The following is a 13,885-nucleotide window of genomic DNA, read 5'->3' on the forward strand; positions in this document are numbered from 1 at the left end:
GCACCAGCGGGATGACCATCAGCTGGCGTGGTACGCCCGGATGATGGTCTGGTCGATGCCGCTGCCACCGTTCGCGGCGGCCTTCACCCGCAGCGAGACGGCCTGCCCGGAGGCGGCGTTCGGCAGCGCGACCCGGTAGCTGTCAGCACTACCGGTGACCCGGGCCGACTTCCAGGTGGCACCGTCGTCCGTCGAGGTCCACACCTGGAACGACGTCACCTTCTGCGCCTTGACACCTCGCGCGTGCCGGACGGTCAGCTCGGCCGTTCCGCCGGTGGCGTGGTTGTTGGTGTCCATCGGCAGCGCGTAGTCCACCGCGAGCAGCGACAACGGCACACTCCCGGTCCCGTCCGGCCCGGCGGACCGGAACGTCCACGAGGTGTTCACCTTGGTCGAGATCGGCAGGATCATGCTCGTGTCGACGTCGAGGGTCAGCCGGTAGTCCGACATCTGCTGCGGAACGGTGAAGTCGGCGAGCGGCCTGTTCCGTTCCTCGACCAGCTTGCCGTTGCGGTACAGGGACAGCTTGCGGTTCACGCCGATCGAGTTGCCCTGCAGGCAGTCGGCCCGCTGCTGCTGATCGGTCAGCGACACCAGGTCGATGTGCAGGTTGCCCCGGGTCCGCGACGGTGCGGTGGCACAGCTCCAGGTGGCACCGGCCGGGTCGTCGTAGAAGCCTGAGTGCAGCGGCTGCCGCGCCCAGACCTTGGACTGCCGGCTGCCCGGCTGGTAGCGGCGGGGCGCCTCCTGGGCCGACAGGCCACCGTAGACACCCTCGTCGGCCCAGAGGAAGCCGGGCGAGAGGTAGTCGGTGCGGTACGGGGGCAGGTTCCCCTCGTGGGTCTGGGTGAGCTCCAACCCGTCGGGGGTGAGGCCGCTGCGGATCAGCTGGGTGACCATCCCCTCCGAGTCCGCCTGGTGGAACCGCTCCTCGATCCGAGCAAGCTTGGCCTGCTCCGCCTTGGTCACCCGGTAGGCGGGGTCGGCCGGCACGCCGTCCGGGTACTCGTGGATGAGGTTGTAGCGGTACGGCTTGGCCGTGCCGGCCAGTGAATCGAGGTTGACGGCCGCCCAGCTGCGCCGGGACCCGACGCCCGGCTTCGGCAGCGCGGAGGTGCGGACGGTCGTCGCGGCCCCGTAGCCGCTGATCTGGTTCCGCCAGGACAGGCCGTTGGGCGCGGTCTGGAGGCTGGTGAGGTCGATCTTGGTGGGCGTGGTGGCGACCCCGTCGACCGTGGCCTGCACTGGCTTGGCGCGCGCCGGGTCGAGCGTCACGCTCCGGTTGCCGGTGACGCTCAGGTCGGTCTCACCGACAATCGTCGTCTGCAACACGTCACTGTCGGCGTAGTAGGCGACGGAGGAGCCGAGGATCGCGTACCGGCCGGCCGGCACGCGCGTGGTGAAGGTGTCTCCGGGGGCCCCGCCCACGCCACCGTAGTAGATCACCGGGTCGGCGAGGTTGGTGATGAGGATGTCGATCCAGCTCTCCGCGCCTTCCGTCAAGCCCGACAGCGGCTTCGTGTGGAGTGTCAGGTCATAGCTGGGCTGCTCGACGGAGAAACTCACCGGTGTGGTCGAGACCAGCTTGCGGGCGGCGGTGCGGGCCGTGACGGTGGCCAGGTAGAAGCCCGGCCGGGCTGCCAGCGCCGCGCGGTTGATCCGCAGGGTCGCCCCGGCGGTGCCGCCGCGCTTGAGCGTCACCCGGCTCGTCGACAGCGACGCCGCGCCGCGCGGCACCGGCTTGCCGTCGTGGTTGACGACCGCCACGTCGAGGTCGAGGACGTCCGTCGCCGAGGTCGCCGCACCGGTCCAGCTCAGCTTCGCCTCGCTGGTGCCGGACTGCGGGTACGCGAACGTGCCGAGGTTGACCACCGGCTGGTCGCTGGTCGGGCCGCCGAGGGCCCGGGCCGCGTTGAGCCGGCCGGCTCCGACGGCGTACGCGTCGACGCCGGTCAGCGGGTCGGCGGCGCCGACGAGCGCGGCCTTGAGCTGTGCGCCGGTCCAGTCCGGGTGCCGCTGGGCGAGCAACGCGGCGGCCCCCGCCACGTGCGGGCTGGCCATCGACGTGCCGGTGGAACCCTCGTAGTACTGGTCGATCGGGTCCTGCAGGTCGGTGCCGGCGGCACGGGCGGCGACGATGTCGACGCCGGGCGCGACCAGTTCCGGCTTGGCCACGTTGCTGGTGACCAGCGGTCCGCGGCTGGAGAAGTCGGCGAGCTTGTCGTCACGGTCGACGGCACCGACGGTCAGCGCGCTGGCGGCGGAGCCGGGCGAGGAGATGGCGCCGCCGCTGTTGCCGGCGGCGATGACGAAGAGCGCGCCGGTGGACGTGCTCAGGCCGTCGACGGCGAGCGAGAGCGGGTCGTTTCCGTCGTCCGAGTCGCTGCCGCCGAGGCTCATGTTGATGACGTCGGCCCGGGTGGCGGCCCACTCCATGCCGGCGATGATCCCGGAGTCTTCGCCGGAGCCGTGGTCGTCGAGGACCTTGCCGATCACCAGCTTGGCGTCCGGCGCCACGCCGTGGCGCTGGCCGTGTGCGGCCGCGCCGGTGCCGGCGATGGTCGAGGCGACGTGCGTACCGTGGCCGTTGTGGTCGACGGCGTCACCGCCCTCGGCGGTGAAGTCGGCCCGGTCGGCGACCCGGCCCACCAGGTCCGGGTGGGTGAAGTCGGCACCGGTGTCGAGCACCGCGACCCGGACGCCCTTGCCGGTGTAGCCGGCCTTCCAGGCGTCGGGCGCGGCGATCTGCCCCAGGTTGCGGTCGAGGTCACCGTGCTGTCCGCCGCCGGTGAGGGCGCTGGCGCGGACCTTACGGTCGAGCCAGACCTTCTTCGCACCGGCGAGCAGCGAGTTGGTCGCGAGCTTCGCGGTGGCCGGGCTCTTCTTGGGTACGTGGCCGGCGACCGCGCCGATGCTGGGCAGCGGCAGCACGTCGCCGAGCGCGGCCACCCGGGCGGACGCGGTGGCGGGCTGCACGATGACCGGCAACTCGGAGGTGTTCTCGTCGTCGTAACCGTCCGCGATCAGCGTGGTGACGTCGAAGAGGTCGGGGTCGAGGACCGAGCCGATCTGGGAGGCGACGCGGGCGGGGATGACGTGCAGGTGTCCGTCCGGCCCGCAGGTCTGGCGGATCACCGCGTTCGCGTCGGCCGGCCGCACCGTGGCCTGCGGGCATCCTGGTCCGGTGGTCCGTACGGTCACTACGTCCCCGGTCAGCAGGGTGACGGTGTGCGTCTTTCCGCCGACCGAGGCGGTGGGTGTGCCGGTCGTGCCGATGCCGCTCGGCCCGGCCGTGGCAGAGCCGCCCGGTAGGGCGGTCAGTGCCGTGGCCGTGACGGCGACGGCCAACAGCCATCGCGTTTTCCTGAGCATGTTGCTCCTCGTCTAATGTGGACGAAAGCGCCTCTTCGGGCGACTTCCTGCAAGATCATATGCACGGGAGCATGATCTTCGCGGGCCCTCGACGAGGGGATTTTCACCCGTGCAGCAGCGGAAGCACCCGCCGGCCGAGCAGGTCGATGCCGTGGTGCGGCGTCAACCCGTGCGGGGTGCCGAACTCGACCCGGGTCGCCCCGGCGTCGAACACCGCCGCGGCCTGCGCCGCGACGTGCTCGGGGGTGCCCGAGAAGGCGAACAGGTCGAGCAGGTCGTCACCGATCAGCGCACCGGCCAGGTCGTCCTCCCGGCGGCCGACGTGCTGCTGGATCCGCGCCAGCAACTCCGGGTCCACCTCGATCGTCGGGTCGAGGGCGGCGACCACCGCGAGGTACATGGCCACTTCCCGGCGCGCCACCCGACGCGCCAGCACACCGTCCTCGTCGACGACGGTGACCGCCCCGAGCACGACACCTGTTCGGTCGCGTTCCACGGGGGCCGCGTCGTCCAGCCAGGCTCGCATCGTCCGGGCCATCGCCGGGTTCGCCGACCCACCGACCTTGACCTCGCTGGCGAACCCGGCCGCCGCCCGCGCGGTCTGCCTCCCCCAGGTGCCGACCAGGACGGGCACGTCGGCACGGGCCGGGGTGTACCGCAGTGACGTGCCCGGCGCCACGGTGAACTCCCCGCCCTGATAGCCGCTGTCGTCGCCGGCGAGCAGCAGTCGGACGACGTCGACGGTCTCGACGATGCGCCGGATGGGCCGGACCTGCGGCACACCGACCTCGTTGAGCCAGGTGCCCCGGGCCAGCCCGAGGTAGGCCCGGCCATGCGAGGCAAGGTCCAGTGCGGCCACCTGACCGGCGACCTCCACCGGGTGCATGGTGAACGGGTTGAGGCACGCCGCGCCCAGGCGGATCCGCCGGGTGTGCCGGGCCGCCACCAACAGCGGGAAGATCGGCGGTTGGTACATCAGGTCACCGAAGACCGACAGCACGTCGAAACCGTGCCGTTCGGTCAGCTCGGCCAGTTCGGCGTACTCGTCGGCGGACTTGTCGGACTGCAGGCCGATGCCGACCAGCCCAGCGCTCACGTCAGCTCTCCGGTGGGGATCCGCCGACGGCTGGTCCGCTCGATGCGCATGACGACCCGCTCGTCCGGGTCCGGGCAGGCGACATGGCTGTCCCGGGCCATCCAGTCGCCCTCGGCCAACTCCCGCTGCTTCGCCGGCAGCAGGGGCAGGCACGCGGCCAGGGCGTACAGGCAGAAGTGTTTGCCTTCGGGAATGGTGAGCCGGTTCGAGCCGGTCACGTCGAAGTGGTCGCCCGGCGTGAGGCCACACACCGAGCGGCCCTCGATCCGCTCCACCACGACCCGTAGGTCGTACAGGTCGGTGGTTGGTTCCTCGGCGCTCATCGCACGGCCTCCGCGTGGTGGTGCACGATCCGCCAGGTGCCACCCTCGCGGCGCAGCACGTCGGTCACCCGGAAACACTCGTCCGACCGCGTGTCGCCGTAACGGGCTCGCAGCACGTAGCGCACCAGGCCGGTGTCTCCCCAGGCGTCGGCGTGCAGATGTTCCGGCGCCACCGAGAGCGGAGGTGACCCGGCGGCCACCCGGGTCGCCCGCCGGTCCCGCAGGTCGTCCAGCGCGCCCAGGCCGGACAGCAGGCCGTCCGCGTCGGACTCCCAGAACGTCAGGTCGGGGTGCAGGTGCGCGTCGAAGGCGGGCCGGTCGCCGAGCGACCGGTACAGATCGGTGATGGTGGTGGTGAGCTCATCGGTGGTCATCGGTGGTCACTCCCGATCGGGGTGTGGTGGTGCGGTGGTCAGGGCAGGTCGGCCATGCGGGCGCGGAGTGGGTCCAGTCCCATGGGTCCAAGCGCCAACGCGGTGTGGTGAAAACGTTTCCGGTCGAATGTGGCGCCCTCGCGCTGCTCGGCCTCCCGGCGGGCCTGCTGCCACAGCCGCGCCCCGACCTTGAAGGCCAGGGCCTGCGCCGGCCAGCCGAGGTACCGGTCGACCTCGAAGCGCGCGGTCTCGGCGTCCAGGCCGGCGACACGGGTGAGAACGTCCACCGCGAGCGCGGGAGTCCACCGCCGCTCCTGGGTGAAGCCATTGCCGGTCGGGATCGGCAGCCCGAGGTGCAGACCCAGGTCGATGACCACGCGGGCGGCACGCCACATCTGGCCGTCGAGCATGCCGAGCCGCTCGGCGGGGCCGGCGTACAGGCCGATCTCGTCCGCGAGCCGCTCGGCGTAGTGCGCCCACCCTTCGGCGTACCCGTGCACCTGGCAGAGGTGGCGTTGCCAGGGGTGCAGATTGGCGGTGGTGAGGGTGAGGGCGTGCTGGAGATGATGGCCGGGAAGCCCTTCGTGGCAGAGCGTCCCGACGTGCCGCCACACCGGCACGGTCGGCTCGCCCGAAGGCACCGACCACCAGATCGCGCCGGGACGGGTCAACGCCGGGTCGGGTGGCGTGTAGTACATGACGCCGGACGTGGCGGGGCTGATCCGGCACACCACCCGACGCGTGGCGGACGGGATGTCGAAGTGCGTGCCGTCGAGCGCGTCGGTCAGCTGCTCGGTGCGCTGTCGCAGCCACTCCTCCAGCGCGGGACCGGCCGGCACCCGGCCCGCCGGGTCGGCGTCCAACGCCGCCCGCGCGGCGGCCACGTCCGGGTGGCCGAGCTCGCCCGCGACGGTACGCAGCTCGCTGGCGGTGCGGGCCAACTCCGCCCACCCGTAGGCGTACACCTCGTCGAGGTCGACGGTCGCACCGAGGAAACTGCGGGCGGTGACCCGGTAGAGGTCGGCGCCGACACCGTCCACCTCGGACGCGACGGGTGCCAGTTCGGTGCGGAGGAACGCGGCGAAGTCCGCCGTGGCGGCGGTTGCCAGCCGTGCGCCCAGGTGCAGCTGCGCGCCGAGAGACCCGCCGGGACAGCCGTCGACCAGCCGTCCGTAGAAGTCGGCGACGGTCCAGGCCGTGCACTGGTTGGCGACCACGAGCACCTGCCGGCGGGCGACCACGTGGCCACGCTGTGCCGACCGGCGCAGCGTCGCGGCGTACCGGTGGAGGGCGTCGGGCACCTGGCGCAGGTGGGCGGCGACCACCGCCCAGTCGTCCTCGGTGTCCCTGGGGAGGTTGTCGAAGACCTGCCGGAGCAGGTGCACCGGGGTGGCCAGCGGGGCGAGCAGCCGGGTGGTGAAGCCCGCGTCGTACAGGTCGACCTCGCTGGCCATCCGGTCGAGCAGGGCGTCGGCCAGGGCCCGCTCGCCGGGGCCGTGCGTGGTCGCCGCGGCGGCGGCCGTCGCGGTGCGTCGGGCCAACTCCGCGCGTGCGTCGAACCCGTCCGGTGAGAGATCCGGGACCTGCGATTCGGGTGTACGCCCCGCCGCTTCGGCCGCCTGCGGGTCCAGGTCGGCGAGCGCGTCGAGGTACCCGTCGGCGACGTCGGTGATGCTGGTCATCGCGGTACGCCTAGTCGGCCGTGGTCGTCGCGGTACGCGACGCCGCCCTTGAGCACCGCGTGCAGCGTGCGCAACGCGGAGACCGAGCGGGTCGGGTCGTCGCGCAGCACCAGCAGGTCGGCGTGCTTGCCCGTCTCGACGGTGCCGAGGGTGTCGGCGCGGTCCAGCCACTGCGCGGGGCGGGTGGTGGCGGCCTTCAGGGCGTCCGCGACGGACATTCCCGCGTCCACCATGAACTCCAGTTCGCGGACCGTGGCCGTCGTCTCGTCGTAACCCGCGTGCGGGGGCATGTCGCTGCCCAGGGCGATCGGCACGCCGTTGCGGATGGCGTGCTGGAGGCTTTCCCAGTGCCGGGGCCCGGCCGCGAGGGCCCGGTCCATCAGCCAGCCGGGCACCCCGGAGTCGCGGAAGAACTGCTCGCAGCGGCTCACCACGATGGTCGGCACGTACCAGACGTTCCGCTCGGCCATCAGCCTGGTGACGTCGTCGGTCAGCTCGTAGCCGTGCTCGACGCAGTCGAGGCCGAGCTCCACCGCGCGGCGGACCGAGTCGGCCGGGCCGGCGTGCGCGGTGACCTTGCGCCCCCAGTCGTGGGCGACGCGGATGACGGCTGCCATCTCGTCGTCGAGCAGCTGCGGGGTGTCGATCGCCTCGTGCTGGCCGGCGATGCCGCCGGAGATGCAGACCTTGATCAGGTCGGCGCCGGCGCGGAGCTGTTCGCGGGTGGCCCGGCGGAACCCGTCCGCGCCGTCGGCCTCAAGTGCGTCGGCCTCCCAGCCGTGCCCGCCGGTGCAGCAGAGCGCGTGACCGGCGGTGAAGATGCGCGGTCCGTCGACGGCACCGGCCTCGATTCCCTTGCGCAGGGCGAAGTCCGCGTAGCGGCTCTCCCCGACGAGGCGGGCGGTGGTGACGCCGGAGTGCAGGGTGCGCCGCGCTGAATCGGCCATCAGCAGCACCAACTCGGCCAGGTTGGAGCTGTGCACCGTGTCGGCGAGGTGGCCGGGGAGCCCGAGCGAGAGGTGCACGTGCATGTTGGTCAGGCCGGGCATGACGTGGTCGCCGCCGAGGTCGACCACCCGGGCGTCACCGGCCTCGGCGAGGACGTCGTCGACCTGGCCGACGGCGCGGATCATCCCGTCGGCGCCGATCCAGATGCCGTGATCCGGCTGGAGGGCGTCCTCGACACCGTCGTAGAGGGCGAGGTTGACCAGGACCTGTTCGGTGGGCATGCGCATGGGTGCGTCCTCAGAGTGAGCGCGCGACGGTCGGTGCCGTGGCGGGGTCGGTGAGCCAGCAGGCGACGCTGCGGCCGCCCAGGTCGACGGTGGGCGGCTGGTCGCCGCACGGGTCGAAGGCGTGCGGGCAGCGCGGCCGGAACCGGCACCCGGTGGGGGCGTTGGCCGGGTCGGGCACCTCCCCGGCGAGGACGGCGGGCAGACGCGGAGTGGGACCGATCTGCGGCACCGCGTCGATCAGCGCCCGGGTGTACGGGTGCTGGGGCTCGCGCCACAGCTCGCGGGTGGGCGCGGCCTCGACGATCCGGCCCAGGTACATCACGGCGGTCACGTCGGCGATCTCGTGCACCAGCGCCAGGTCGTGGGAGATGAACAGCATGCCCATGTCGAGGTCGCGGACCAGCCCGACGAGCAGGTTGACCACCTGGGCCTGGGACGAGGCGTCCAACGCGGTAACCGGCTCGTCGGCGATGATCATCCGGGGTTCCGGGGCGAGCGCGCGGGCGATCGCCAGGCGCTGCCGTTGACCGCCGGAGAACTGGTGCGGATACCGCTCGGCGGCGCTTGCCGGCATCGCCACCCGATCGAGCAGGTCGCGCACCCGGGCCTGGCGGGCCGCGCCGGTGACCGCCGCCGGCACACCGTCGAGGAGTTGGGAGCCGATGGTGCGTCGAGGGTTCAGCGAGGCGTACGGATTCTGGAAGACCATCTGGAGACCGACCTCGGCGCCGGGCCGGGGTCGCCAGCCCAGCGGGGTGACCGGTCGGCCGGCGTACTCGACGGTGCCGGCGCTCGGTGCGCTCAGCCCGACCGCGACGCGCGCCAACGAGGACTTGCCGCAGCCGGACTCGCCGACCAGGCCGACGATCTGGCCGGGCAGCACCTCCAGACTGACCCCGGCGACGGCGCGCACGCGCCCACGCCCTCGGGAGCGGTACTCGACCTCGACGTCGGTGAAGGACAGCCGGGCGGGCGCTGGGGTGTTCATGCGGCCACCTCCAGGTGCGGACGGACCACGCAGGCCACCGACCGGTCCACACCGGCGGGGGTGAGCGGGGGCGGGGCGGTGCCGCAGGACGGTTCGGCGTACCCGCATCGGGGTTCGAACGGGCATCCCGGTGGTGCCTCGCCGGGTGCCGGTGGGGCGCCCGGGATGGGCCGCAGGGTCCCGCCGGTCTGGGTGCCGTGCGGTCGGGCGCCGAGCAGCGCCGCCGTGTACGGGTGCGTGGGGGCGGTGAGCAGAGCGCCCGTCGGGCCGGTCTCGACGACCCGACCGGCGTAGAAGATGTATCCACGGGTGGTGAGGGCGCTGAGCACCCCGAGGTCGTGGGTGATGAACGCGACGGCCAGCCCGGTCTCGGCGCGCAGCCGATCCAGCAGGGCGAGGATGCCGGCCTGCACGGTGACGTCGAGGGCGGTCGTCGGTTCGTCGGCGATCAGCAGTCGGGGACGGGCGGCCAGGGCGATGGCGATGGCGACCCGCTGCCGCATGCCGCCGGAGAACTGGTGCGGGTAGGCGCGCAGGGCCTGCTCCGGGTCCGGGATGCGGACCTGGTCGAGCAGCTCCACGGCACGGCGGCCGGCAGCCCGGCGGTCCATTCGCAGGTGCACCCGCATGTGTTCGGTGAGTTGCCGGCCGACGGTGAGCATCGGGTGGAGTGCGGCGCTGGGATCCTGGAACACCATCGCGATGCCGGCCCCACGGACCCGCTGCCAGCCTCGGCTGTCCAGGCTCAGCAGTTCGGTGCCGGCGTACCGGGCTGAGCCACTGACCGCCGCACCCGGGGGCAGCAACCCGAGCAGGGTCTGCGCGGTGAGGCTCTTACCGCAGCCGCTCTCCCCCGCGATGCCGACCAACTCCCCCTCGTCGACGGTCAACGACACGTCGTGCAGGATCGGCAGCGGGCCACGGGGCGAGGGCAGGGTGACGGCCAGGGAGTCGACGTCGAGCAGCGGTGCCACCTCAGCGTCCCTTCGCGTAGCGGGGGTCGAGCCGGTCACGCAGTGCGTCGCCGAGCACGTTGAAGGCCATCACCACGGTCAGGATGGCCAGACCGGGAAACACGCTGACCCACCACATCGACAGGTCCTGCGCGCCGAGGGCCACCATCGAGCCCCACTCGGCGGCCGGTGGGCGGGGCCCCAGGCCGAGGAACGACAGCGCGGCGAGCAGCAGCACCGCGTTGCCGAGCTCCAGGGTGGCCAGCACGATCGCCGGGCCGATGCTGTTGGGCAGCACGTCGCGGCGCAGCGCGCGGATCGGCCCGACGCCGAGCAGTCGGGCGGCGTTGAGGTAGTCGTCGCCGCGCATACTCAGCACGGCGCTGCGGATGACCCGGGCATAGACCGGCCAGGAGACGATGACCAGCGCCAGCACGGCGTTGCGGGTGTTCGGGCCGAACGCCGCGGTCACCGCCATGGCCAGGATGATCTGCGGGAACGCGAACACCAGGTCGGTCAGGCGCATCAGCGCCTCGTCGACGAACCGGCCGACGTATCCGGCGACGAGTCCGAGCAGCCCGCCGACCAGCAGGGCCAGCGAGACGATGGCCAGGGCCAGCGGGATCGACAGGCGGGCGCCGTGGATGACCCGGCTGAGGATGTCCCGGCCGAGCGAGTCCGTGCCGAACCAGTGCGCCCCGGAGGGCGGTGCGTAGGTGTCGGGGCTCTGCGCCAGTGGGTCGTACGGCGCGAGAACTCCGGCGAGCAGCGCCAGCAGCAACCATCCGCCGAGGATGGTCAGCGCCACCACGGTGATCGGCTGACGCCAGACCGGCCGGCTGGTCGAGCCGCCACGCAGTCGGCCGAGCCAGCGGCGCCGGCCCAGAGCCCGCTCGGCCTTCGGGTCTGCAAGTGTCGTCATGACAGGCGGATCCTCGGGTCGATGAGCCCGTACAGCAGGTCGACGGTCAGGTTGACCAGTGTGTAGACAAGCGCCACGAACAGGCTGACGCCGAGGATCGCGGGCAGGTCCAACGCCGTGGCGCTGCGGTACGCGTACTGGCCGACGCCGGGCCAGCCGAAGATGCTCTCAACCAGCACTGTCCCGGAGAGCAGTGAGGCGAAGGCCAGCCCGGAGACGGTGACCACCGGGACGAGGCCGGCGCGCAGCAGGTGCCGGCGCAGCACCACCCGGGTCGGCAGACCCTTGGCGTACGCCGCACGGATGTAGTCCTGCTGAAGCACCTCGAGCATCGCGGAGCGGACGAACCGGACCAGCATCGCCACGGTCAGCGAGGTCAGCACGAGCACCGGTAGGGACAGGTGCTGAGCGGCGTCCCAGGCGACGTCCCACTGCCCGGCGAGCGCCGCGTCGACGGTGTACATGCCGGTGACGGTGGGCGGTGGGCTGAAGTCGGTGGAGAGGCGTCCGCCACTGGGTGCCAGGCCGAGCTGGTAGAAGAAGACGTAGAGCACGACGAGGGACAGCCAGAACGGCGGGGTGGAGAGCCCGAGCAGGGCGCCGATCCGGACGAGCTGGTCGGTGAGCCGACCGTTGCGGACCGCCGCGAGCATGCCGATCCCGGTGCCGATCAGCAGCGCCAGCACCATGCTCGGGATGGCCAGTTCCAGGGTGGCCGGCACGTAGTGGAGCAGGTCGTCCAGGACGGCCCGGCCGGTCTGCTGGGAGTGGCCCAGGTCGCCGTGCAGCAGGTTGCCCAGGTAGTGCAGGTACTGGGCCCAGAGTGGCTGGTCCAGACCCCACTTCTCGCGGAACGCGGCCACCGCCGCCGGGTCGTTGAGCGCCTGGTCGGACAGGTTGGCGGTCACCGGGTCACCGGGGACCACGTTGACCAGCCCGAACGTCACCACCGTGACGCCCAGCAGCAATCCGGCGGTGATCGCCACCCGCTTGGCCAGGAAGATCAGCAGCGGGTGGGCACCCCGGGGCCGGGACGCGGTCGTGCTGACCGCGCCCGGCTCACCGTCGTGGACTGTCGTCATGTCGTCGCGACTACTTGCGGCCGACGGCGGCGATGTCGACCTGCCAGCCGGCGGCGTTGTAGTCCGCCCCGGTCAGATCGCTGGTCGCCACCACGATGGAGGAGTTGCTGGCCAGTACGAGGTACGGCGAGGACTGATTCATCAGCCGCTGCCACTCCTGCATCGCGGCGGCCCGACCGGCCAGGTCGAGGGTCTCGGTGACCTTCTTGCCGGCGGCCACCACGGCCGGGTCGGCCCGTTCGACGGTCCAGCCCGAGCGCAGCGCGGTCGCCTGCCCCGGCGCCATGTTGTTGATCAGCGAGTCGGCGACGGGGTAGTTCAGGCTCTGCGGGGTGAAGCCGAGTGGCGACTTCCCGCCGCGCATCTCGTCGAGGAAGGTGGTCAGCGGCTGCGGGTTCAACTCCAGCTTGATGCCGGCCTCGGCGGCGTCGCCCTGCACCTTGGTGGCCACAGTGCCCAGGTCCACGCCCTTGTAGGTGATGGCCGGGTAGGTGAACTTCACCGTGGGGTTGGTCAGGCCGGCCTCGGCGAGCAGCGCCTTGGCCTTGGCCACGTCTCGCTTGGACTCCTCGCCGGCCGGCAACGTGCCCGGGAACGCGGGTGCGACCAGTCCGGCGCCCGGGGCGGCGCCCTTGCCGTAGAGGGCGGCGATCCCCTGGTAGTCGATGGCGGCCCGCAGGGCCTGGTTGAACTTCGGGTTCGACGTCACCTTCGACACGGCCGGGTCGGCGTTGAGGAAGAGGAAGTAGACGGTGTCCTGCACGCCGGAGGTCTGCAGGCTGCCCGGCAGCCCGTCGAGGAGCTTGCCGGAGATGTCCAGGGAGATCTCGGCGCTCTCGGCGCGCTGCATGGTCAGCTTCTGGGTCTGCACGTCCATGTTGCGCAGCACCACCCGGGAGAACTGGGGCTTGGTTCCCCAGTACTTCGGGTTGGCCTCCAGCACCACCTGCGACGAGGGGTCGTACGACTTCAACACGTACGGCCCGCTGCCGAGCGAGTTGGTGTCCAGATACTGCTGGGCGGTGTCGCCCTGGGCGGCGTCAGCGCCGTCGGTGGCGCCGTGCTCCTTGGCGGCCTTCGAGTTGAGCACCGCGGTCGACGGCATCGACAGCACCACCGGGATGTTCGGGTCCGGGGTGTTCGAGGCGACCACGACGGTGCTGTCGTCGGTCTTGGTCACGGTCAGGCCACTGACGGTGACCGCCGGGCTGGCCTTGATGTTCTTCAGGCGGTTGAGGGAGAAGACGACGTCGTCGGCGGTGAGTGGGCTGCCGTCGGCGAACGTCACGCCCTGCCGGAGCTTGAAGGTGAAGGTCTTGGCGTCCGGAGATGCCTCGTACGACTCGGCGAGTGCGGGCGCGGGCTTGCTCACGTCCGAGCCCTTGAAGGTGAGCAGGGTGTCGTAGAGGGCGTGCACGGCGGTCAGGCCGGTCGCCTCGTAGACCCGCCCGGGGTCGAGGGTCTTGAGCACGAACGACGTGTTCACGGTAAGGGTCTTGGCGGCACCGTTCGCGTTTCCACCGCTGCCGCCGGCGCTACAGGCGCTGACGGACAGGACGGCCAGCGTCGCCAGAGCGGACGCTCCGGCGAGGAGCCGGCGGGGGGACACCGACATGCTGTTCCTACCTTCGTATCGCGCGGCCCGCTGCGCGGGTCCGCGGGGCGTCGATGCCCCGACAAGGCGACACCATCCACCGGCCGGGCCGATGGGATGACGGCGACGCGGGGTTTCTCGGGAGCATCGTCTCGGGGTTGGATGTAGGCCGGACTGACAGTCGTCCGGTTTGCGCCTCGGCGCGGCTTGTTCAGTCGTGTCGAACATTGCCGCCTGATGTTCAGTAACCCTAAACAGCGCCGT

At 71.9% G+C, this 13,885-nt stretch carries 11 protein-coding genes; all 11 read right to left on the reverse strand.

Annotated elements, in window-relative coordinates:
* Positions 1-18 precede the first annotated feature (18 nt).
* The 11 genes from PCA76_RS19685 to PCA76_RS19735 all read right to left on the reverse strand — a co-directional run bounded on the left by PCA76_RS19685 (position 19) and on the right by PCA76_RS19735 (position 13,642).
* Entirely contained in the window at positions 19-3,372 is a 3,354-nt protein-coding gene (locus tag PCA76_RS19685; protein WP_272611919.1) for a S8 family peptidase, read from the reverse strand.
* Between the two features lie 103 nt (positions 3,373-3,475).
* Positions 3,476-4,468, reverse strand: coding sequence for an LLM class flavin-dependent oxidoreductase (locus PCA76_RS19690; RefSeq protein ID WP_272611920.1), 993 nt, complete (start codon positions 4,466-4,468; stop codon positions 3,476-3,478).
* A complete protein-coding gene (locus PCA76_RS19695; protein ID WP_272611921.1) occupies positions 4,465-4,791 on the reverse strand; it encodes a TIGR04076 family protein in 327 nt (108 codons plus the stop codon). Before PCA76_RS19695 ends, PCA76_RS19690 begins: the two co-directional genes overlap by 4 nt.
* Positions 4,788-5,165 (reverse strand): nuclear transport factor 2 family protein, encoded by a 378-nt coding sequence (locus tag PCA76_RS19700; protein WP_272611922.1) that lies wholly within the window; start codon positions 5,163-5,165, stop codon positions 4,788-4,790. The genes PCA76_RS19695 and PCA76_RS19700 overlap by 4 nt, the downstream gene beginning before the upstream one ends.
* A gap of 38 nt (positions 5,166-5,203) precedes the next feature.
* Positions 5,204-6,847, reverse strand: a complete 1,644-nt coding sequence (locus tag PCA76_RS19705; protein WP_272611923.1) for a DUF885 domain-containing protein — start codon at positions 6,845-6,847, stop codon at positions 5,204-5,206.
* The gene (locus PCA76_RS19710) at positions 6,844-8,082 is read right to left on the reverse strand and encodes an amidohydrolase family protein (protein WP_272611924.1); all 1,239 of its coding nucleotides are present in this window, start codon (positions 8,080-8,082) and stop codon (positions 6,844-6,846) included. Before PCA76_RS19710 ends, PCA76_RS19705 begins: the two co-directional genes overlap by 4 nt.
* Before the next feature lie 10 nt (positions 8,083-8,092).
* Positions 8,093-9,070 carry an ABC transporter ATP-binding protein gene (locus tag PCA76_RS19715; protein WP_272611925.1) on the reverse strand — a complete coding sequence of 326 codons (978 nt, stop codon included), beginning with the start codon at positions 9,068-9,070 and terminating at the stop codon, positions 8,093-8,095.
* The gene (locus tag PCA76_RS19720; RefSeq protein WP_272611926.1) at positions 9,067-10,044 is read right to left on the reverse strand and encodes an ABC transporter ATP-binding protein; all 978 of its coding nucleotides are present in this window, start codon (positions 10,042-10,044) and stop codon (positions 9,067-9,069) included. The genes PCA76_RS19715 and PCA76_RS19720 overlap by 4 nt, the downstream gene beginning before the upstream one ends.
* A gap of 1 nt (position 10,045) precedes the next feature.
* The gene (locus PCA76_RS19725) at positions 10,046-10,945 is read right to left on the reverse strand and encodes an ABC transporter permease (RefSeq protein WP_272611927.1); all 900 of its coding nucleotides are present in this window, start codon (positions 10,943-10,945) and stop codon (positions 10,046-10,048) included.
* The gene (locus tag PCA76_RS19730; RefSeq protein ID WP_272611928.1) at positions 10,942-12,027 is read right to left on the reverse strand and encodes an ABC transporter permease; all 1,086 of its coding nucleotides are present in this window, start codon (positions 12,025-12,027) and stop codon (positions 10,942-10,944) included. Before PCA76_RS19730 ends, PCA76_RS19725 begins: the two co-directional genes overlap by 4 nt.
* Positions 12,028-12,037: 10 nt before the next feature.
* A complete protein-coding gene (locus tag PCA76_RS19735) occupies positions 12,038-13,642 on the reverse strand; it encodes an ABC transporter substrate-binding protein (protein ID WP_272611929.1) in 1,605 nt (534 codons plus the stop codon).
* Between the last annotated feature and the right edge of the window lie 243 nt (positions 13,643-13,885).

This window comes from Micromonospora sp. LH3U1 (assembly GCF_028475105.1).
In the GTDB taxonomy this organism is placed as follows: Bacteria; Actinomycetota; Actinomycetes; order Mycobacteriales; family Micromonosporaceae; genus Micromonospora.

Bases quoted from the DNA above. Each gene is read 5' to 3' on its own strand.
- PCA76_RS19710 (WP_272611924.1), bottom strand. From the start codon at position 8,082: ATGCGCATGCCCACCGAACAGGTCCTGGTCAACCTCGCCCTCTACGAC.
- PCA76_RS19725 (WP_272611927.1), bottom strand. From the start codon at position 10,945: ATGACGACACTTGCAGACCCGAAGGCCGAGCGGGCTCTGGGCCGGCGC.
- PCA76_RS19695 (WP_272611921.1), bottom strand. From the start codon at position 4,791: ATGAGCGCCGAGGAACCAACCACCGACCTGTACGACCTACGGGTCGTG.
- PCA76_RS19730 (WP_272611928.1), bottom strand. From the start codon at position 12,027: ATGACGACAGTCCACGACGGTGAGCCGGGCGCGGTCAGCACGACCGCG.
- PCA76_RS19700 (WP_272611922.1), bottom strand. From the start codon at position 5,165: ATGACCACCGATGAGCTCACCACCACCATCACCGATCTGTACCGGTCG.
- PCA76_RS19705 (WP_272611923.1), bottom strand. From the start codon at position 6,847: ATGACCAGCATCACCGACGTCGCCGACGGGTACCTCGACGCGCTCGCC.
- PCA76_RS19715 (WP_272611925.1), bottom strand. From the start codon at position 9,070: ATGAACACCCCAGCGCCCGCCCGGCTGTCCTTCACCGACGTCGAGGTC.
- PCA76_RS19685 (WP_272611919.1), bottom strand. From the start codon at position 3,372: ATGCTCAGGAAAACGCGATGGCTGTTGGCCGTCGCCGTCACGGCCACG.
- PCA76_RS19735 (WP_272611929.1), bottom strand. From the start codon at position 13,642: ATGTCGGTGTCCCCCCGCCGGCTCCTCGCCGGAGCGTCCGCTCTGGCG.